The sequence below is a fragment of the Micromonospora sp. B9E7 genome, from assembly GCF_039871815.1.
In the GTDB taxonomy this organism is placed as follows: domain Bacteria; phylum Actinomycetota; class Actinomycetes; order Mycobacteriales; family Micromonosporaceae; genus Micromonospora.
In genome coordinates this window covers 22,900-40,963 of sequence record NZ_JBDPLX010000020.1, presented here as the reverse complement: position 1 = coordinate 40,963, position 18,064 = coordinate 22,900, and the positions used below count along the sequence as shown (strand labels likewise).

The 18,064-nt window shown below is 72.5% G+C and carries 14 protein-coding genes; 9 read left to right on the top strand and 5 right to left on the bottom strand.

The genetic code is table 11. The annotated features are described in order from the left end of the window. The first annotated feature begins 72 nt into the window (after positions 1-72). Positions 73-2,418, top strand: coding sequence for a heavy metal translocating P-type ATPase (locus tag ABGB10_RS26090; RefSeq protein WP_347663602.1), 2,346 nt, complete (start codon positions 73-75; stop codon positions 2,416-2,418). A gap of 40 nt (positions 2,419-2,458) precedes the next feature. Here the strand turns inward: ABGB10_RS26090 and ABGB10_RS26085 are convergent, their stop codons facing one another. From ABGB10_RS26085 to ABGB10_RS26070, 4 genes are all read right to left on the bottom strand, one after another. Next, positions 2,459-3,304 carry a universal stress protein gene (locus ABGB10_RS26085; RefSeq protein WP_347663600.1) on the bottom strand — a complete coding sequence of 282 codons (846 nt, stop codon included), beginning with the start codon at positions 3,302-3,304 and terminating at the stop codon, positions 2,459-2,461. 11 nt (positions 3,305-3,315) lie between these two features. Beyond that, on the bottom strand, positions 3,316-5,709 hold the full coding sequence (locus tag ABGB10_RS26080; protein ID WP_347663599.1) for a phosphoketolase family protein: 2,394 nt from the start codon (positions 5,707-5,709) through the stop codon (positions 3,316-3,318). 64 nt (positions 5,710-5,773) lie between these two features. Then, positions 5,774-6,634: a universal stress protein gene (locus ABGB10_RS26075; RefSeq protein ID WP_347663598.1), complete on the bottom strand. Its 861-nt coding sequence runs from the start codon at positions 6,632-6,634 to the stop codon at positions 5,774-5,776. A gap of 102 nt (positions 6,635-6,736) precedes the next feature. Next, on the bottom strand, positions 6,737-8,500 hold the full coding sequence (locus ABGB10_RS26070) for an FtsX-like permease family protein (protein ID WP_347663597.1): 1,764 nt from the start codon (positions 8,498-8,500) through the stop codon (positions 6,737-6,739). A gap of 309 nt (positions 8,501-8,809) precedes the next feature. Here ABGB10_RS26070 and ABGB10_RS26065 point away from each other — a divergent pair, with 309 nt between their 5' ends. The 7 genes from ABGB10_RS26065 to ABGB10_RS26035 all read left to right on the top strand — a co-directional run bounded on the left by ABGB10_RS26065 (position 8,810) and on the right by ABGB10_RS26035 (position 15,175). Next, positions 8,810-9,046 (top strand): HTH domain-containing protein, encoded by a 237-nt coding sequence (locus tag ABGB10_RS26065; RefSeq protein WP_007457155.1) that lies wholly within the window; start codon positions 8,810-8,812, stop codon positions 9,044-9,046. Further along, complete coding sequence (locus ABGB10_RS26060) at positions 9,046-9,624, top strand: Clp protease N-terminal domain-containing protein (RefSeq protein ID WP_347663595.1); 579 nt, start codon at positions 9,046-9,048, stop codon at positions 9,622-9,624. The genes ABGB10_RS26065 and ABGB10_RS26060 overlap by 1 nt, the downstream gene beginning before the upstream one ends. 93 nt (positions 9,625-9,717) lie before the next feature. After that, positions 9,718-10,722 carry a diacylglycerol kinase family protein gene (locus tag ABGB10_RS26055; RefSeq protein WP_347663594.1) on the top strand — a complete coding sequence of 335 codons (1,005 nt, stop codon included), beginning with the start codon at positions 9,718-9,720 and terminating at the stop codon, positions 10,720-10,722. Continuing rightward, positions 10,715-11,716: a YihY/virulence factor BrkB family protein gene (locus ABGB10_RS26050; protein WP_347663593.1), complete on the top strand. Its 1,002-nt coding sequence runs from the start codon at positions 10,715-10,717 to the stop codon at positions 11,714-11,716. The genes ABGB10_RS26055 and ABGB10_RS26050 overlap by 8 nt, the downstream gene beginning before the upstream one ends. A gap of 70 nt (positions 11,717-11,786) precedes the next feature. Further along, on the top strand, positions 11,787-13,277 hold the full coding sequence (locus ABGB10_RS26045) for a phosphatase PAP2 family protein (RefSeq protein ID WP_347663592.1): 1,491 nt from the start codon (positions 11,787-11,789) through the stop codon (positions 13,275-13,277). Between the two features lie 8 nt (positions 13,278-13,285). After that, entirely contained in the window at positions 13,286-14,086 is an 801-nt protein-coding gene (locus ABGB10_RS26040) for an endonuclease/exonuclease/phosphatase family protein (RefSeq protein WP_347663591.1), read from the top strand. A 48-nt stretch (positions 14,087-14,134) separates the two neighbouring features. Then, positions 14,135-15,175 (top strand): hypothetical protein, encoded by a 1,041-nt coding sequence (locus tag ABGB10_RS26035; protein WP_347663590.1) that lies wholly within the window; start codon positions 14,135-14,137, stop codon positions 15,173-15,175. Positions 15,176-15,351: 176 nt separating this feature from the next. Here ABGB10_RS26035 and ABGB10_RS26030 read toward each other — a convergent pair whose 3' ends face one another. Next, a complete protein-coding gene (locus ABGB10_RS26030; RefSeq protein WP_347663588.1) occupies positions 15,352-16,314 on the bottom strand; it encodes a TIGR03557 family F420-dependent LLM class oxidoreductase in 963 nt (320 codons plus the stop codon). 376 nt (positions 16,315-16,690) lie between these two features. Between ABGB10_RS26030 and ABGB10_RS26025 the strand changes: the two genes are divergently transcribed. Further along, positions 16,691-18,052: a cellulase family glycosylhydrolase gene (locus ABGB10_RS26025; protein ID WP_347663586.1), complete on the top strand. Its 1,362-nt coding sequence runs from the start codon at positions 16,691-16,693 to the stop codon at positions 18,050-18,052. The last annotated feature ends 12 nt before the right edge of the window (positions 18,053-18,064 follow it).

Sequence of the window (18,064 nt, the reverse complement as noted above, 5' to 3'; positions counted from 1 at the left end):
CCGGCCGTCGGACGGCGGGCGAATAGGGCGGTGTGGGGTCGGTGCGACGCGGTGGGCTGCGACGATGCGCACATGGCAGCGGAGTCGACCGAGTGCGTCGACCAGCAGCCGGCGCGCAGCCGCGTCCGGCGGTGGCGGGCGTGGACGCCGCTCCTCGGGCTCGGCGTCGCGGTACTCGCCGGTGCCGCGCTGCGGGTCGCCGGCCGAGCCGGCGCGGCCGAGGTGATCTGGGCGGCCGTCACGGTGGCCGCGCTGCTTCCCGCCGCCTGGTCGATGCTGCGGGCGCTGTGGCACCGGCACTTCGGCGTGGACGTGATCGCTGTCCTGGCCCTGGCCGGCGCGCTCGCGGTCGGGGAGTACCTGGCCGGGGCCGTCATCGCGGTGATGCTGGCGACCGGACGCTCGCTGGAGGCGTACGCGCAGCGTCGCGCCACCCGGGACCTGCGGGCGCTGCTGGCCCGGGCCCCGCGTACCGCCCGTCGACGCGGGCCGGATGGCGCGATCGAGGTGGTGCCACTGGATCGGGTGGCGGCGGCGGACCGGCTGCTCGTGGGGCCCGGCGACGTGGTGCCGGTCGACGGGACCGCCGACGAGCCGGCCACCCTGGACGAGTCGGTGGTGACCGGCGAGTCGCGGCTGGTCCAGCGGGCCGCGGGGGAGACGGTGGCCAGCGGCGTGGTGAACGCAGGGGCCGCGTTCGGGATGCGGGCGACGAGGAACGCGGCGCAGAGCACGTACGCCGGGATCGTCCGACTGGCCGAGGAGGCGACCGCTCACAAGGCCCCGATGGTCCGGTTGGCCGACCGGTACGCCGCCGCGTTCGTGCCGTTCACCCTGGTCCTGGCCGGGCTGGCGTGGCTGCTCTCCGGTGACGTGCTCCGGGCCGTCGCGGTGCTGGTGGTGGCCACCCCGTGCCCGCTGCTGCTGGCCACCCCGATCGCCATCGTCTCCGGGCTGTCCCGGGTGGCCCGGCGCGGTGTGCTGGTCCGCGACGGCGGCTCGCTGGAACTGCTCGGCCGGGCCCGCACCCTGCTGGTGGACAAGACCGGCACGCTCACCGCCGGCCGCCCGCGTGCCGCCGAGACGGTCGTCGCCCCCGGCGGCGACCGGGACGAGGTGCTGCGGCTCGCGGCGTCGGTCGAACAGCTCTCCCCGCACGTGCTGGCCGCCGCGCTGGTCCGGCAGGCCCGGGAGCGCGGGCTCACGCTGACCGCGCCGACCGACGTGACCGAGGAACCGGGCCGGGGGGTCAGCGGCCGGGTGGACGGCCGGTTGGTCCGTGTCGGTCAGTTCGCCGGCGAACTGCCCGAGTGGGCGGACCGGGCGCGGGCCCGCACCGAGCTGGCCGGCTGGTCGGCGGTGTGGGTCAGCGACGACGACGGGCCGCTCGGCGCGATCCTGCTGGAGGACCCGGTACGCCCCGACGCCCGCCGGACCGTGCGCCGGCTCCGCGCGGCCGGGTTGCGGCGGATCGTGCTGGTCACCGGGGACCGGCCGAGCACTGCCGCGCAGGTCGCCGCGGCCGTCGAAGTGGATGACACGCTCGCCCGCTGCACTCCGCAGGAGAAGGTGGCCCGGGTCCGGCTGGAGGCCGACCGGGCGGTGACCGTGATGGTCGGCGACGGGGTGAACGACGCACCGGCGCTGGCCGAGGCACACGTGGGCGTGGCGATGGGCGCGACCGGGGCGAGCGCCTCGGCGGACGTGGCCGACGCGGTGCTCACCGTGGACCGGCTGGACCGGCTCGCCGACGCGGTGGAGATCGCCCGGTACGCCCGCCGGATCGCGGTGCAGAGCGCCGCTGTCGGGATGGGGCTGGCCGTGCTGGCGATGCTCGCGGCGGCGGCCGGCCGGCTGCCCCCGGTGGTCGGCGCGTTCCTCCAGGAGGGCATCGACGTGCTGGTCATCCTCAACGCGTTGCGGGCCCTGCGGGGTGGACTGCGCCGCCGCGAGATCGCACCACGTACCCGGGAACTGCTCGCCCGCGCCGCCGGTGAACACCGGGCGGTACGCGACGTGCTGGCCGGGCTGCGCGACACCGCCGATCTGGTCGCCACCGACCCGGCCTCGCCGAGGTGCCTGCCGGCGGTACGCGAGACGCACCGCCGTCTGACCGAGCAGGTGCTGCCGCACGAGGCTGCCGAGGATCGGCAGCTCTACCCCGCGCTGGCCGAGCCGCTGGGCAGCGGTGAGGCAACCTCGACGATGAGCCGGGCGCACGTGGAGATCCGCCGTCAGATCGACCTGCTCGGCGTCCAGCTCGGGCAGACCGGCGACGGTCGGCTGCGCCCGGACCAGGTCCCCGACCTGCTGGCCACCCTCTACGGGTTGGACGCCGTGCTCCGCCTGCACCTGGCACAGGAAGAGGAGGAGTTCTTCACCCTCGACCCGACGGACCCGGCGTCCGAGCGGCGCTGACCCCGGGCCGCACTCGACCCGGGGCGCCGCCGGGTGCGCCTCAGCGTTCCCGGACCACCGCGACCGGGCAGTGGGTGTGCTGGATCAGCTGCTGGCTCACCGAGCCGAGCAGCATGCCGGCCAGGCCGCCCCGGCCCCGGCTGCCGACCACCACGAGCCGCGCGTCGCGGCTCGCCTCGATCAGCATCGCCGCCGGGCTGCCCGCGACGAGGTCAACTGTGACGTCCAGCTCGGTGAACGTGCGCCGCCACGGCTCCACCGCCTGCTCCACCGCGGCCCGCTCGTCGGGGACCCCGGCCGCCCCACCGGGACCCGGTGTCCAGGCGTGCAGGACGCGCAACGGTACCTGCCGTTGCGCGGCCCGTTCGGCCGCGAAACCGAGCGCCACCAACGACGGGTCCGAGCCGTCCACGCCCACCGCCACCGGGCCGTCCGGCCCGCCGGCCGTCCCCTCCCGGACCACCACGACCGGACAGTGTGCGTGCGCCGCCACCGATACCGCCGTCGACCCGGCCAGCAGACCACCGAAGCCACCGTGGCCCCGGCTGCCGAGCACCAACAGGCCCGCCTCGGCCGAGCGTTCCTGCAACACCAGGGCCGGCGGCCCGTCGTACACCTCGCCGGTGACCGTCAGGCCGGGGTTCGCGGCGGCGGCGTCGGCCGCCGCGTTGCGGACCAGGTCGTCGACCTGCCGACGGGCGGTGTCGTCCGGCCAGACCCCGGGCGCCACGCCCGGACCGACCCAGCCGGCAACTGTCAACCACTCGAAGACGTACGCCAGCCGCACCGGTTGGCCGCTGTGCCGAGCCTCCGCCAACGCCCAGTCGAGGGCCACCGACGCGTCGGTGGAGCCGTCGTAGCCGACCAGGATCTCCGCGTCGCGCACGTCGTCCTCCTTCAGGGGTTGGTCGGGTCGGTTTCGCGGACCCAGCGCCACTCGGCGACCTGGGGGTCGTCCTCGCCGTACTGGCGGGTGTAGTCGCGGGCCGACTGTCGGGCGTCGACCATCTGCTGGCGCAGGTGTGCGGCGCGGGCGGCCAGGCCGGGCACCCGGTCGATGACGTCGATGACCAGGTGGAAGCGGTCCAGGTCGTTGAGCATCACCATGTCGAACGGGGTGGTGGTGGTGCCCTCCTCCTTGTAGCCGCGCACGTGCAGGTTCTCGTGGTTGGTGCGGCGGTAGGTGAGCCGGTGGATCAGCCACGGGTAGCCGTGGTACGCGAAGATGACCGGTCGATCCGCGGTGAAGATGGTGTCGAACTCGTTGTCGGTCAGGCCGTGCGGGTGCTCGGTGTCCGGCTGGAGTCGCATCAGGTCGACCACGTTGACCAGTCGCACCTTCAGCTCCGGGATGTGCTGGCGCAGCAGCTCGACGGCTGCCAACGTCTCCAGGGTGGGCACGTCCCCGCAGCAGGCGAGCACCACGTCCGGCTCGCTGCCGCCGTCGTTGCTGGCCCACTCCCAGATGCCGAGGCCGCGTCGGGTGTGCTGGATCGCCTCGGTCATCGTCAGCCAGTTCGGCGCCTGCTGCTTACCGGCGACCACCACGTTGATGTAGTGCCGGCTGCGCAGGCAGTGGTCCATCGTGGCGAGCAGGGTGTTGGCGTCCGGCGGCAGGTAGACGCGTACGACTTCGGCCTTCTTGTTGACCACGTGGTCGATGAAACCCGGGTCCTGGTGGGAAAAGCCGTTGTGGTCCTGGCGCCACACGTGGCTGGACAGCAGGTAGTTCAGCGAGGCGAGCGGCTGCCGCCAGGGGATGGCCCGGGTCACCTTCAGCCACTTGGCGTGCTGGTTGAGCATCGAGTCGACGATGTGGATGAACGCCTCGTAGCTGGTGAACACGCCGTGCCGGCCGGTGAGGAGGTAGCCCTCCAGCCAGCCCTGGCACAGGTGCTCGGAGAGCACCTCCATGACCCGGCCGTCGGGGGAGAGGTGGTCGTCGCCGGGGACCGTGGCGGCCATCCACACCCGGTCGGTCACCTCGAACGCGGCACCCAGCCGGTTGGAGGCGACCTCGTCCGGGCCGAACAGCCGGAACGTCTGCGGGTTGGCGCTGATGACGTCTCGGATCCACGGGCCGAGCGCACCGGTGGCGCCGACCATCGGCTGGCCCGGCTCGGGGACCTCCACGGCGTAGTCGCGGAAGTCCGGCAGGGTCAGGTCGCGCAGCACCACACCGCCGTTGGTGACCGGGTTGGCGCTCATCCGCCGATCCCCGTGCGGCGGCAGCGTCCGCAACTCGTCGACCGGCGCGCCGGTCGCGTCGAACAGCTCCTCCGGCCGGTAGCTGCGCAGCCACCGCTCCAGCTCGACCAGGTGGGCGGGGTTGTCGCGGACGCCCGACAGCGGCACCTGGTGGGCGTGGAAGGTGCCCTCGACCTGGGCGCCGTCGACCTCGCGGGGGCCGGTCCAGCCCTTCGGCGTCCGCAGGATGATCATCGGCCAGCGGGGGCGTTCGACAACGCCCCCGGAGCGGGCTTGCCGCTGGATCTCCGCGATCTCGTCCAGCGCGCGATCCATCGTCGCGGCGAGGACGCGGTGCACCTGGGCGGGGTCGTCACCGGCCACCACGTACGGCTGGTAGCCCGACCCGCGCATCAGGTCGAGCAGGTCGGCCTCGGGGATCCGGGACAGCACGGTCGGGTTGGCGATCTTGTAGCCGTTGAGGTGCAGGATGGGCAGCACCACGCCGTCGCGCGCCGGGTTGAGGAACACGTTGGAGAGCCAACTGCCGGCCAGCGGCCCGGTCTCCGCCTCACCGTCGCCGATCACGCAGGCCACCACCAGGTCCGGGTGGTCGAAGGCGGCACCGTAGGCGTGGCTCAACGCGTACCCCAGTTCGCCGCCCTCGTGGATCGAACCCGGCACGTCCGCCGCGACGTGGCTGGGGATGCCGCCCGGGAAGGAGAACTGGCGGAAGAGCCGGGACATCCCGGCCTCGTCGCGTGCCACGTCGTGGTAGCGCTCCGACCAGGTGCCCTCCAACCAGGTGTTGGCCACGATGGCCGGGCCGCCGTGGCCCGGGCCGGTGACCAGCATGGCGTTCAGGTCGCGCGCCACGATCACCCGGTTGAGGTGGGCGTAGATCAGGTTGAGCCCGGGGCTGGTGCCCCAGTGCCCGAGCAGCCGGGGCTTGATGTCGTCGGCGGTCAACGGCTCGCGCAGTAGCGGGTTGTCGAGCAGGTAGATCTGCCCGGCGGTCAGGTAGTTCGCCGCTCGCCAGTAGGCGTCGAGCCGGCGTAGCTCCTCGTCGGTCAGAACGCCGTGCGTGTCGAGAGCGGTGTCCATGATGCTGCCTCTCGCGGGTAGGGGGCTTCCGGATCTCAGCCTCGCCGCTGCGGACGCCCCGGGGTCAGGGCCGTTGGTCCTGCGTCTGGTGGGCGTCGGGCCCGGTCAGCGGTTCCTCGGCCAGGCCACGGACGACGACGACCGGGGCCGGTGAGTGGTAGAGCAGAGACTGGGCGACCGACCCCAACATGGCTCGGCCCGGTTCGTCGCCACGGGCGGCGACGAGCGCCACCTGCGCCGATCGGGACGCCTCGATCAGCACCTCGGCGGGATCACCCCGGACGACACGGCACTCGATGGAGACCGGGCTGTGCCGGCCGGCGTGCCGGTTCAGCGCCTCGCGGAGTTGCTCGGTGACCGCGTCGGTGTCCTCGTCGTGTTCCACCGCCCGCAGCGCCAGCAGCCGGCTCTCCCTGCGGGCCGCGCACTGCAGGGCCCATTGCAGCGCGAGATGGGAGCTGGGGGAGCCGTCCACCCCGACCAGCACCGGGCCCTGCGGCGGCGGCTCACGGCGCACCACGAGCAGGGGACAGCCGGCCCGGGCGGCCAACTGCACGGCGGGGGTGTCGGCGGGGACGCACTGACCGCTGCCGGCCATTCCGCTGTCGCCGACCGCCAGCAGGAAGGCCAGCTCCGACCGGCGGATCAGGGTGGGCAGCAGGGCGCTCTCGACGATCTCGCTGCTGACGGTCAGCCCCGGCTCGGCCTGGTGGGCGAGTTGGGCCGCCTTGGTGATGAGCTTTTCGGCCTCGTCGCGGGGTGCGGCGACGGTGTCCGCGGCGAAGGCCGCCTGCCAGTCGAAGGTGTACAGCAGATGCAGTGGCCGGTGGTGGCCGGCGGCCTCCTGCGCGGCCTGCTCGACGACCGGGAGGTCGAGGGTCGACCCGAGGCCCACCAGCACCGCTGCGTCGGCCGGTGCGGCCATCCGATATCACCTCCCGGGCGTCGCGCCCGGCACGACCAAGCTGTCCCTGACCGAGGGTAGTCGGATGGGCACCGTGGCGGGCGGGATCGGATGGCTCGGCTGTCAGGTCGGCGCGGACCGGAGTGTGTCCACGACCGGACGGCGTGTGGCAATCAGCGCGGGGACGGCGGTGAGCGCGGCAACGGCGAGCAGGACTCCGAGCGCGATGGCGAGCAGCGAGGAGCCCGGTGGGTACTGGACCTCGCCGGTGCTGACGAACCTGACAAGCCCGATCCCGGCGGGGATCCCCACGGCGACGCCGGGTATGGCGGGGAGCAGTTGGGCTACCGCCAGGCCCAGGCCGGCCTGCGCGGGCGTGGCACCGAGGGTCCGCGCGATGGCCAGCGGCTGCCGGGCGTCGAGGACCGCGGTCCAGGCGCTCACAACGGCATTGATGAGCGCGAGAATGCACAGCACGACGGTGAGCATGAGCATGGCCTGCTCGCTCCGTTCCACCCGGGGATTGGCGAGTTCGGTGTAGCCGAGGTCGAACTGCACCGCCTGGGTGTTGACCACGAGAACGCCGACGAGCGTGGTCGTGGTGATCAGAGTGTTCACGGTGACCAGCCGGGCGCGACGCGGCCGGCGCGCGTTGATGCGCACCCCGATCAGTAGGGCGGTGGGCAGCCGCCGCGACAGCCAGATGCGCCACCGCCGGCGCCGCGGTGGTGTTGCGGCGTCGGCCAGCGCGTGAACGGTGCTGGTGGTGGCGGCGCGCAACACCGGCAGCAGAGTCGCCGCCACGGCGATCGCGAGGGCAAGGACCACGACGGCGACCACCATGCGCAGCGCAGGCGGCTGGGCGTTGACGGAGCCGATGAGACCGGCGCTGGGGCGGATCAGCGCGGGTGCGGCGAACCAGCCCGCGACCAGGCCCGTCGCGGCGGCGGCAAGCCCGATGGCGAGGTACTCGGCGAGGTGGACGGCGGCGATCATGGCCGGGCCGGCGCCGACGGCCTTGAGTAGCCCCACCCGGCGACGCTGGCCGATGATCCGGCCGGCGACGATGCCGGCGACGCCGGCCAGCGCAAGGCCGTTGAGCAGCCAACTGCCGACGAACAGGGCGATCTGCGCGTCGCTGTACAACCGACCGTTGAGGTGGCTGATCGCCTGCCAGGTGGTGAGCTGGTCGCCGATGGGGTACGTGCTGGCGGCCGCCGGGTCGGCGAGTTTGAGGTTGAGGGTGTACGACAGTGGCCGGCCGCCCGCGAGCGTGGCGATGTCGCTGTGGTCGACCCAGACCAGGCCGCCGCGCTCGACCAGGACGCTGCCGGGGTAGTGCCACCCGGCGTACGGGTAGGTCGCTCTCGCGGCGGTGACCGCGGTTCCGATCACACGCAGCGGATGGCCGCTGATGTCGACCGTGTCGCCGGTGCGGATGCCGAGGGCATCGGCGAAGGCGCGCTCGACGACCACGCCGCCGGGGCGTACCCAGGTGCCGTCGGTTACGGCCGGCCGGTCGATCGATGCGGGTGTGCTGTCCCGGCCCGCTACGACGGTGTGCGCGGACTTGCCGCGGGCCGTCATCGTCAGGTAGGCGATCGGGAAGGGGCCGCTGTGCTGGGTGACGCCGGCCCCGGTGGTCATTGATTCGAGCTCGTCCAGTGCGGCCTGGCCGGTGACCCGGGGTGTCACGATCACGTCCGGGCCGGCGGTGGCGGTCCGGGTGTGCTGGTACGGCCGGTCGGCGAGTTCGTTGAGGGTGAGGCCGACGGTCAGTGTGGCGGCGGCGGCGCTGATTGCGGTCAGGAGCAGGACGGTTTCGGTCCGGCGGCGGCGTAGGTCGCGGATCAGCAGCCGACAGACGAGTAGGAGGCGGCCGGCCATGTCAGCTCCGCCCGTCGTGGGGGGTGCCGTACCGCGTGCTCGAACCACACGCCCGCAAAACCGTCGACCCGGTCACGCCTCCGCCTTCCGTCCGGTCGGATCAGGTTCAGCCCGTCGGCGCTCACACGCCTCCGGCCATTCCAAGGTCGGCCCGCAGTCACAGCACAGAACCACCAGAGCACACCCTTCGTCTAGATCGTCAATGGATAACGGCTAGCTATGGCGCTGTCAAGTGCGTAGTGGGCGGAACAGGCAGGCGTTCGTCAACCAGGGTTGACAACCGTTGCGCTGTCAACGTATGTTGACGGCATGAGTCAGGCGACAGAACTCGCGGCGGCAGCCGGCAGCACCGACCCCCGGGTCGGGCTGCGCGCCGTCCGCGCGCTGCGCCGGCTGCTCGAGCGGCTCGAGGTGGTCCAGGTGGACAACGCCCGTCGACAGGGCTGGTCCTGGCAGGAGATCGCCGACGCGCTCGAGGTCAGCCGGCAGGCGGTGCACAAGAAGCACGCCGGGCGACCGGCGGTCAACTCGTCTTGGGAGGCGTGATGTTCGAACGGTTCACCGACCGGGCGCGCGACGTGGTGCGGCGGGCGCTGGAGGAGGCACGGGTCGAGGGCCAACGACCGGTCGGCACCGAGCACCTGCTGCTCGCCCTGCTCGCCGACGACGCGGGCCTGGCCAGCCGCGTGCTCGCCGACGCCGGCGTGCGCGCCGACGACCTGCGCGAACACGTGCGCCAGCACACCAGCAGCGGTGGCGCCGGCCTCGGCGACGCGGACGCTGCCGCCCTGCGGGAGATCGGCATCGACCTGGCCGCGATAGTGGCCCGCATCGAGCAGTCCTTCGGCCCGGACGCGCTACGCGAGGCCGTGCCGGCACCGCGCCGCCGCTGGGGGCGTAGGCGGTACCTCGGCGGCCCGTTCTCGCCCCGGTCCAAGAAGGCGCTGGAGCTGTCCCTGCGGGAGGCGCTGCGTCTGCGTCACAAGCACATCGGCACCGAGCACATCCTGCTCGGGGTGCTGAGGGAGGGCAACGGGCTGGGCGCGTTGGTGCTCACCGAGTCCGGAGTCGACCTCGACGATCTGCGCCGGCGGGTGGAGCTCGCACTGCGGGCTGCGGCCTGACGGGTGGGGCCCTGTTGAAACCTGTCTGTGGCGCTTCCGACGCGGGCCGGTCGCCGGGTCGCTGAAGCCGTCCGGGTGCTGCACACTGGCGCCGTGGATGCTGGACAGGACAGGCGGCCCTCGGGCGGCGACGGCGGGTTGCGCTCCGCCGTGGTGGTCAACCCGGTCAAGGTCGACGATCTCGACGAGTTGCGCCGCACCGTCGACGACGCCCTGACCGCGGCCGGTTGGCCCGCGCCGCAGTGGTACGAGACGACAGTCGAGGACCCTGGCCGTGGCCAGACCGAACAGGCCGTCAAGGACGGCGTCGACCTGGTCTTCGCCTGCGGGGGCGACGGCACCGTGATGTCCTGCGTCAGTGGGCTGGTGGGCACGGACGTGGCCCTGGCCGTGCTGCCCCAGGGCACCGGCAACCTGCTCGCCGCCAACCTGGGCCTCTCCACCGACCTGGCCGCCGGGTTGCAGGTCGCCGTCGAGCGGGGCCGACGACTGCTCGACGTCGGCGCCGTCGAGGACAAGTACTTCACCGTGATGGCGGGCATGGGCTTCGACGCGCAGATGCTCGAAGCCACCAACGAGACCACCAAGGCCCGCATCGGCTGGCCCGCGTACGTGGTGGGCGCCGCCCGCCACCTCCGGGACCGGCCGATGCGGGTGCAGATCCGCATCGACGACCGCCCTCCGGTACGCCGCCGAGCCCGCTCGGTCCTGATCGCCAACGTCGGCCGGCTCCAGGGCGGCGTCACCCTGCTCACCGAGGCCGAGCCGGACGACGGTTGGCTCGACGTCGCCGTGCTCACCCCGCACAGCCTGCGGCACTGGCTCGCGCTCGGCTGGGCGGTGATCCGCCGCCGGGGTGAGGTGCCGCGGATGGAGGTGTTCCGAGGCCGACGCGTGGTGATCACCAGCAACCGGGCCCAGCCACGTGAGCTGGACGGCGATCTCATCTCCCCGGGCCGGCAGCTCCGGGCGGAGATCCGGCCGGAGGCGCTCTGGCTCTGCGTCCCCCAGCCGGAGGGCGCCCCCGACCTGGCCGTCGACGCGCAGGGCGCCGGAGAGCGGGGCGAGCAGCTGATCGAGGAAGCGCGCCGTGAGTAGCACCCGGATCGTGCCGGAGACCCGGCTGATGGCCGACGAGGAGCTGTCCGCCGACGACGCCTGGCACACACTGCGCCGTCAGGGCGGCTGGCACCTGCTGCGCGACGCGTTCATCCGGTTCCGCTACGGCGACGGGTTCAGCCACTCCCGAGCCTTCGCACTGCAACTCTGTCTCGCCGTGGTGCCGTTCCTGATCGCCCTCACCGGGCTGATCAGCGAACTCGGCGTCGAGGAGGGCGGCCAGGTGGTCGCCGACACCGTCCTGGCGCTCACCCCGGGCCAGAGCTCGCAGATGGTCGCCGAGCTGCTCGGGGAGGGCGAGCGCGTCGAGGACGCCGGCGAGCTGGCACTGACCCTCGGTCTGCTCACCGGCCTGTTCGCGCTGACCACCACGATGGCCCAGATCGAGCGGGGCGCCAACCGCATCTACGGCGTCGAACGGGACCGCCCGGCGCTGCGCAAGTACCTGCGTGCCGCCGTGCTGGCCGTCACGGCCGGGCTGCCCGCCCTCGCCGGCTTCCTGATCCTGGTCGGCGGCGGTGCCCTGGGCGACTCGGTGCGAGCGCACTACGAGTGGGGTGGGCTCGCCCACGGCATCTGGGACGTGGTCCGCTTCCCGCTGAGCCTCGGGCTGACCGTCCTCGCCGTCGCCGTGCTGTTCCGACACGCCCCGCGCCGCAACCAACCCGGCCTGTCCTGGCTGTTCTTCGGCGCCGGCATCGCCACCGCCCTGTGGTGGCTGGCCAGCCTGCTGCTCGCCGCGTACGTGCGGTTCAGTGACGGTTTCGGGCAGACCTACGGCGCCCTGACCGGCATGATGGCGCTGCTGCTCTGGGCCAACCTGACCGGCATGGCGCTCTTCGGTGGGCTGGCCTTCGCCGCCCAACTGGAGGCGCTGCGCATCGGTGCCCGGGAGCCCGCCCAACCGGACCTGTGGGAGCCCGACACCGACCGGGCCGAACTGCTCGACACCGGGGACATGACCGCCCTGTAGCAACGCCTCGCGTGTACGCGTGACGCGGATCGGGTAAAGCGCCTCGCCAGACGGACAAGGGAGGTGCGGGGTGACCGCGGTCAAAGAGGTGGCACGGCGCCCGATCGGGCACTTCGCCGAACGGAGCATCGCCGGTCTGGTGGCCGTCACCGGCGCCGGGGTGGCCTTCGGGCTGCTGTTGATGCTCGTGCGGGTGCGGTGGAGCCCCCTACAGGACGCCGACCACGCCGTCGCCGAGTGGTTCAACGGGCTCGTCGCCCCGCATCACGCGCTCGTCACCGTCCTCCAGGCGGTGACCGACCTCGGTGGCCGGCCGATCCTCATCTGGTTGGTCACCATCGCCGTGGTCGGGCTGCTGATCCGGCGGCAGCCTCGGCTCGGCGTCTACCTGATCATCACCGGGGTCGGTGGCCTGATCCTGGACCCGTCCCTGAAGACGTTGGTCGGCCGGCTCCGCCCGATCGTGGACGTGCCGATCGCCAGCGCCCCCGGCAACAGCTTCCCGAGCGGGCACGCGCTCGGCTCGTTCGTCGCGTACGGAGCGCTGCTGCTGGTGTTCCTTCCGGCGATGGCGCCCCGTTGGCGTAAGCCGGCGATCGTCGGCGTCGGTGTGCTGGTGGCACTGGTCGGTCTGACCCGGATCGCGCTGGGCGTGCACTTCGTCTCGGACGTGCTGGGCGGTTGGCTGCTCGGCGCGGCCTGGCTGGGCGTCACCGCGTACGCCTTCCGGTTGTGGCGTCGCGAACACGGGCGGCCGGTGCCGCCGCTCAGCGAGGGCCTGGAGCCGGAGGCGGGGCACGACATCGCCCCCGCCCCGGCCGAGGAGCACGTGCTGGCCCACCCCCGCTCCGCGGTGGCCGAGCTGCTGGTCGGCTGGGTGCTCGTGTTCGGCGCGTTGTACGGCTTCGGCATGTACGTCAGCTACTACGCCAAGGGCACCTTCTTCGACACCCTCGACACCGACGTGCCGCGCTGGTTCGCCGAGCGGCACACCGAGGTGTTGACCGAGGTGAGCTGGTGGTGGAGCAAGTTCGGGGACACCCACGCCATCCTGCTGATCTCACTGGTGTTCTGCCCGCTGGTGCTGGCGGTGTGGCGGCGCTGGAGGCCGGTGCTGTTCGTGGCGCTGGCGATGGTGGGTGAGCTGACCCTGTTCCTCGCGTCGGCCCGAGCCGTCGACCGGCCCCGTCCGGCCGTGGAGAACCTCGACGGGCAGATGCCCACCTCGTCGTTCCCGTCCGGGCACATCGCCGCCACGATCTGCGTCTGGCTGGCGATCACCCTCATCGTGTTCCCGCGTACCGACCGGTGGTGGCGTTGGATCTTCGTGGGGTTGGCCGTGCTCATGCCGGTCGGTGTGGCCACCTCCCGGATGTACCGGGGGATGCACCACCCGAGCGACTTCATGGGTGCGATCCTGCTGTCCGCGCTCTGGATCGGGCTGCTCTACCTCGTGATCCGCCCCAACGCCGACCTGAAGGAAGGCAACCAGCCGACCATCGAGTCGGAGGACGTGGGCACCCTCGACGACGAGCTGGCGCGGGCCGGCCGAGCGGGCTGAGCGCCGCCGTGCTGCGGCTGATGACCTGGAACATCCGCACCGGCGGTCGGGACCGCGGCGGCCCCGACCGGCTGGACCGGGTGGTGGAGGTCATCGACGAGCAGGCACCGGACGTGCTTGCCCTCCAGGAACTGCGCGGCTTCGACCGCGACGGGCTGATGGCCGGCGTGGCGGACCGGGTGGGGATGACACCCCACCTGGCCCGGTCCTGCTTCGGGCAGCCGGTCGCCGTGCTGGTCCGGCCCCCGTACCGGGTCGTCGACGCGGGGACCCTGCGCCGGCCTTTCCACCACGCCACCGCCCGCGTCGTGGTGGGCACCCCCGCCGGCCCGTTCACCGTCTTCGGCACCCACCTCTATCCGTACTCCGGCGGGCGGCGGCGGATGGAGGTGGACTGGCTGGTCGCCGCGATGCGACGCACCCGGGGCCCGTTGACACTGCTCACCGGCGACCTCAACTCGCTCGACCCGACCGTCGACCACACCGCTCACCTGGCCGGCATGCCCACCCTCTACCGGCGGCGGCACCTGCGTCGGGGCGGTGGCGCGGTGGACACCCGGGCGATCGCCCGGCTGCTCGCCGCCGACCTGGTCGACCTGTGGCCGAGGTGCAACGTCGGGGCGCCGGAGGCCGACGGCCACACCGTTCCCACCCGGTTCGGCGGGGCCGAGTTCGCCGGGATGCGCCTGGACTATCTGCTCGGCACCCGCGCTCTGGCGGAGCGGGTGCACGACTGCCGGGTGATCCGCGGCGCAACGGCGGACACGGCCTCCGACCACTATCCACTCCTGGCGACCATCGACCTGTGACCGGAAGGGCCACGCGACGCCTGGCGCGGCGGGGCTACCGTGCCCACCGTGACCGACCGCCCCACCACCCGGCCGCCGCTGCCCGGACCACCGATCGACCGCCCGGCCGCGCCGACGGCGACGCGCGAGGCCCGAGCCCCGTCGGCCGTGCGCACGGCCGAGCCGGCCGCCGTCGCGTTCCCGCTCGTCGCGGCTGTCGCGCGCGGTGTCGCGCTGGTCTTCGTGCTGCCGGTACGCCTGCTCTGGGAGCTGATCGCGGCTGCCGGCCGGCTGCTGCACCGGCACCTGCTCAGCCCGGCTGGCCGGTTCCTGCGCGACTGGCTGGTGGCCCCATTGATCTGGGTCCTGCACCGCCTGGTCTGGCGCCCGCTGGCCTGGTGCGCCCGCAACCTGCTCTGGCTCCCGTTGACCTGGGTGTCGCGCACTCTCGTCTGGCTGCCGCTGGTGTGGCTGGGGCGGGGTCTCGCGTGGGTGGTCCGCACCCTCGTCTGGTCGCCGCTGGTGTGGCTTGGGCGTGGTCTCGCGTGGGTGGGCCGCACTCTCGTCTGGTCGCCGCTGGCGTGGCTGGCCCGCAGAGGATTGCGCCCGCCTCTCGTGGCCCTGGGTCGGGCGCTGGTCTGGCTCACCGAGCACGTGGTCCTGCGGCCGCTGCGATGGGTGGGCGCGGCGCTCACCCCCGCCGGCCGTCTGCTGTGGCGCGGCGTCGGCATGCTCACCAGGGCGTTGAGCGCCGGGCTCGTCGGGCTGGTACGCGGAATCTGGTGGGTCGTCGCGGGGTTCGGCCGGCTGGTCGTCGCCGCGGTGCTCGGTGCGTGGCGGACGGCCGGCTGGGTGCTGCGGCTGGTCTACCGACTGCTGCTGCGCCCGATCGGGCGAGGGCTGCGCTGGTTGTGGCGGCACACCGTGCGTCCGCTGCTGTCGGGCGTCCGCTGGGTCTGGTCGGTGACGGTCGTGCCGGCGGCGCGTGGCCTGCGAGCGGTCTGGCGGGCCACCGTCACGCCGGCGGCCCGCTGGACCCGCAGGGCGGTGCTCGACCCGGCCCGGGTGGCCTCCCGGGAGGTGCTCAGCGCCGTGGGCCTGCGCCGCTGACCGTGGTGGTCGTCGGTGCGCGAACGCCGTCAGAACACCAGGTTGACCAGGACGGTCAGCACCACCGACGCCACGATCGAGAAGAGGATCATCAGGAGGCAGCCGAGGCCACCACCGAGCGGGCGGATCTCCGTGTTACCGAAGCGCATGAGGTTGCCCAATCGTCGTCGGGTGGCTCACAGCTCGCGCAGCCGAGGTAGTAACTGATCCTGGGCCCAGTCCAGGAACATCGGCTGGTTCTCCCCGCCGACCTGGATGATCGCCACGTGGGTGAAGCCCGCGTCGACGAACTTGCGGAACGCCTCGACGTGCACGTCCACGTCCGGACCGCAGGAGATGCCCTCGGCGACGTCCTCCTCCCGGACGAACTGGGTGACGGCGGCGAAGGACTCCGGCCCGGGCAGGTCGGCGTTCACCTTCCACCCCATCCCGAACCAGCGGAACTGGTCGTGCACGATCTTGCGGCACTCTGCCTCGTCGGGGCCGTAGCAGATGGCCACCTGCCCGTAGCGGGGCTGGCCGGTGCCCCCGGCGTCGTCGTACATCTCGATGATGTGCCGGTCCGGTTCGGTGGAGATGATGCCGCTGCCGTACTCGGCGGCCAACGTCGCGGACTGCCGACCGGACGCGGCGACGGCCATCGGCACCGGCCGCTCCGGCCGGTCCCACACGTAGGCGTCGGGCACGTCGAAGTGGTTGCCGGAGAACGTCAGCGTCTCGCCGTTGAGCAGCGGCCGGATGATCTGCAACGCCTCCTCGAACATCTCGTGTCGCTGCTGCACGTGGGGCCAGCTACCGACCACATGCTCGTTGAGGTTCTCGCCCGCCCCGAGGCCCAGGGTGAAGCGGCCGTCCGAGAGCGCCCCGATCGTGCTGGCCTTCTGTGCGACGACGGCCGGGTGGTAGCGGCGGATCGGGCAGGTCACGAACGACATCAGCTGCGCGCGGGAGGTGGCGTGGGCGACCGCGCCGAGCACCGACCAGGCGTACGGCGAGTGGCCCTGGGAGTCCAGCCAGGGGTAGTAGTGATCGGACATCACGAGTTGGTCGAAGCCGGCCGCTTCGGCTCGTATGGCGTGGTCCACCAGTTGCTTGGGACCGGCCTGCTCGCTCATCAGGGTGTAGCCGACGCTTACCATCCTGGTTCCCCTTCCCACTGACGGATCGTTCCCGGGATACCCAGGTCGGCAGCGGTCAACCCTCCCGTCCGGTTCGGTCCGGGTGATGCTTGACGGATCGCGGCGACCTACCTACCGTCGCTCTTAACCGGTTAAGAGCCGGCTGTGGCGCACATCCTGTGGTGGGGATGATCGCCCCGTAACGGCCTGCGCCTGCGTGGGCCGTTGCGGCTGTTCGGGCCTCGGGCTCTCCTACTGAACCGGTTGCGACGGCCCATCCATCGTCCTACGCTGATGCGTGCGCTCCGGGAGTCGGGCGCGGCTGCCGGGCTGCAGCCGCCTTCCCCTGTCTCGTCCCACCCCTGTCGGGCACCGGGGGTCCTCCCTGAGGAAGGTCATGAAGACTCGACTCTCCGCCGTCGGCGCGGCGCTGCTCGCGTTGCTCCTCGCCGTGCTGGCGTTCGGCCAGCCGGCGCACGCCGCCGCCGGCTTCTCCGTCGCGGGCGGCAAGTTGTACGACGCCAACGGCACCGAATTCGTCATGCGCGGCGTCAACCACGCGCACACCTGGTATCCACAGCAGACCAGCTCGTTCGCCGACGTCAAGGCGCTCGGCGCGAACACCGTGCGGGTGGTGCTCTCCAGCGGCGACCGGTGGACCCGCAACACCAACACCGACGTCGCGAACGTCATCTCACTGTGCAAGGCCAACCGGCTGATCTGCGTGCTCGAGGTGCACGACACCACCGGGTACGGCGAGCAGAGCGGGGCCATCACCCTCGCCCGCGCGGTCGACTACTGGCTCAGTCTCGCCGACGTCCTCGCCGGCCAGGAGAGATACGTCATCGTCAACATCGGCAACGAGCCGTACGGCAACCAGAACTACGCCTCCTGGGCCACCGACAACGCCAACGCGATCAAGCGTCTGCGTACCGGTGGGCTGACCCACACCATCATGGTGGACGCGCCGAACTGGGGGCAGGACTGGTCGTTCACCATGCGGGACAACGCCGCGTCGGTCTTCGCCGCGGACCCGGCCCGCAACACCGTCTTCTCGATCCACATGTACGGGGTGTTCGACACCGCCGCCGAGATCAGCGACTACCTGGGCCGTTTCCGCTCGGCGGGGCTGCCCATCGTGGTCGGTGAGTTCGGCTTCAACCACTCCGACGGGGACCCGGACGAGGACAGCATCCTCGCCTACAGCCAGGCGAACGGGATCGGCTGGCTGGGTTGGTCGTGGAGCGGCAACGGTGGCGGCGTGGAGTATCTCGACCTGGCCACCTCGTTCAACCCGGCGAACCTGACCACCTGGGGTCAGCGGCTCTTCAACGGCGCCAATGGCATCCGGCAGACCGCCCGGGAGGCGAGCGTCTTCGGCGGCACTCCTCCGCCCACCACGCCGCCGCCCACCACGCCGCCACCGACCACGCCGCCACCGACCACGCCGCCGCCGACTGGCGGCTGCACGGCGACCTACGCGGTGACCGGCCAGTGGCAGGGCGGCTTCCAGGGTGAGGTTCGGGTGACCGCCGGCACCACCGCGATCACGGGCTGGACCACCCGGTGGACGTTCGCCAACGGGCAGAGCGTCAGCCAGACCTGGAACGCGACGCTGACCAGCAGCGGAGCCACGGTGACCGCCCGAAACGTGGACTACAACGGCCGGCTGGCCGCCGGTGCCAGCGCCAGCTTCGGTTTCATCGGCGGCTGGACCGGTAGCAACGCCCGACCGGAGGTGAGCTGCACCGCCGGCTGACCAGGAAGCGTG

Excerpts from the sequence above, each read along its gene's own strand:
- ABGB10_RS26030 (WP_347663588.1), bottom strand. The coding sequence starts at position 16,314 with ATGGTAAGCGTCGGCTACACCCTGATGAGCGAGCAGGCCGGTCCCAAG.
- ABGB10_RS26060 (WP_347663595.1), top strand. The coding sequence starts at position 9,046 with ATGTTCGAACGGTTCACCGACCGGGCGCGCGACGTGGTGCGGCGGGCG.
- ABGB10_RS26075 (WP_347663598.1), bottom strand. The coding sequence starts at position 6,634 with ATGGCCGCACCGGCCGACGCAGCGGTGCTGGTGGGCCTCGGGTCGACC.
- ABGB10_RS26090 (WP_347663602.1), top strand. The coding sequence starts at position 73 with ATGGCAGCGGAGTCGACCGAGTGCGTCGACCAGCAGCCGGCGCGCAGC.
- ABGB10_RS26025 (WP_347663586.1), top strand. The coding sequence starts at position 16,691 with ATGAAGACTCGACTCTCCGCCGTCGGCGCGGCGCTGCTCGCGTTGCTC.
- ABGB10_RS26065 (WP_007457155.1), top strand. The coding sequence starts at position 8,810 with ATGAGTCAGGCGACAGAACTCGCGGCGGCAGCCGGCAGCACCGACCCC.
- ABGB10_RS26070 (WP_347663597.1), bottom strand. The coding sequence starts at position 8,500 with ATGGCCGGCCGCCTCCTACTCGTCTGTCGGCTGCTGATCCGCGACCTA.
- ABGB10_RS26080 (WP_347663599.1), bottom strand. The coding sequence starts at position 5,709 with ATGGACACCGCTCTCGACACGCACGGCGTTCTGACCGACGAGGAGCTA.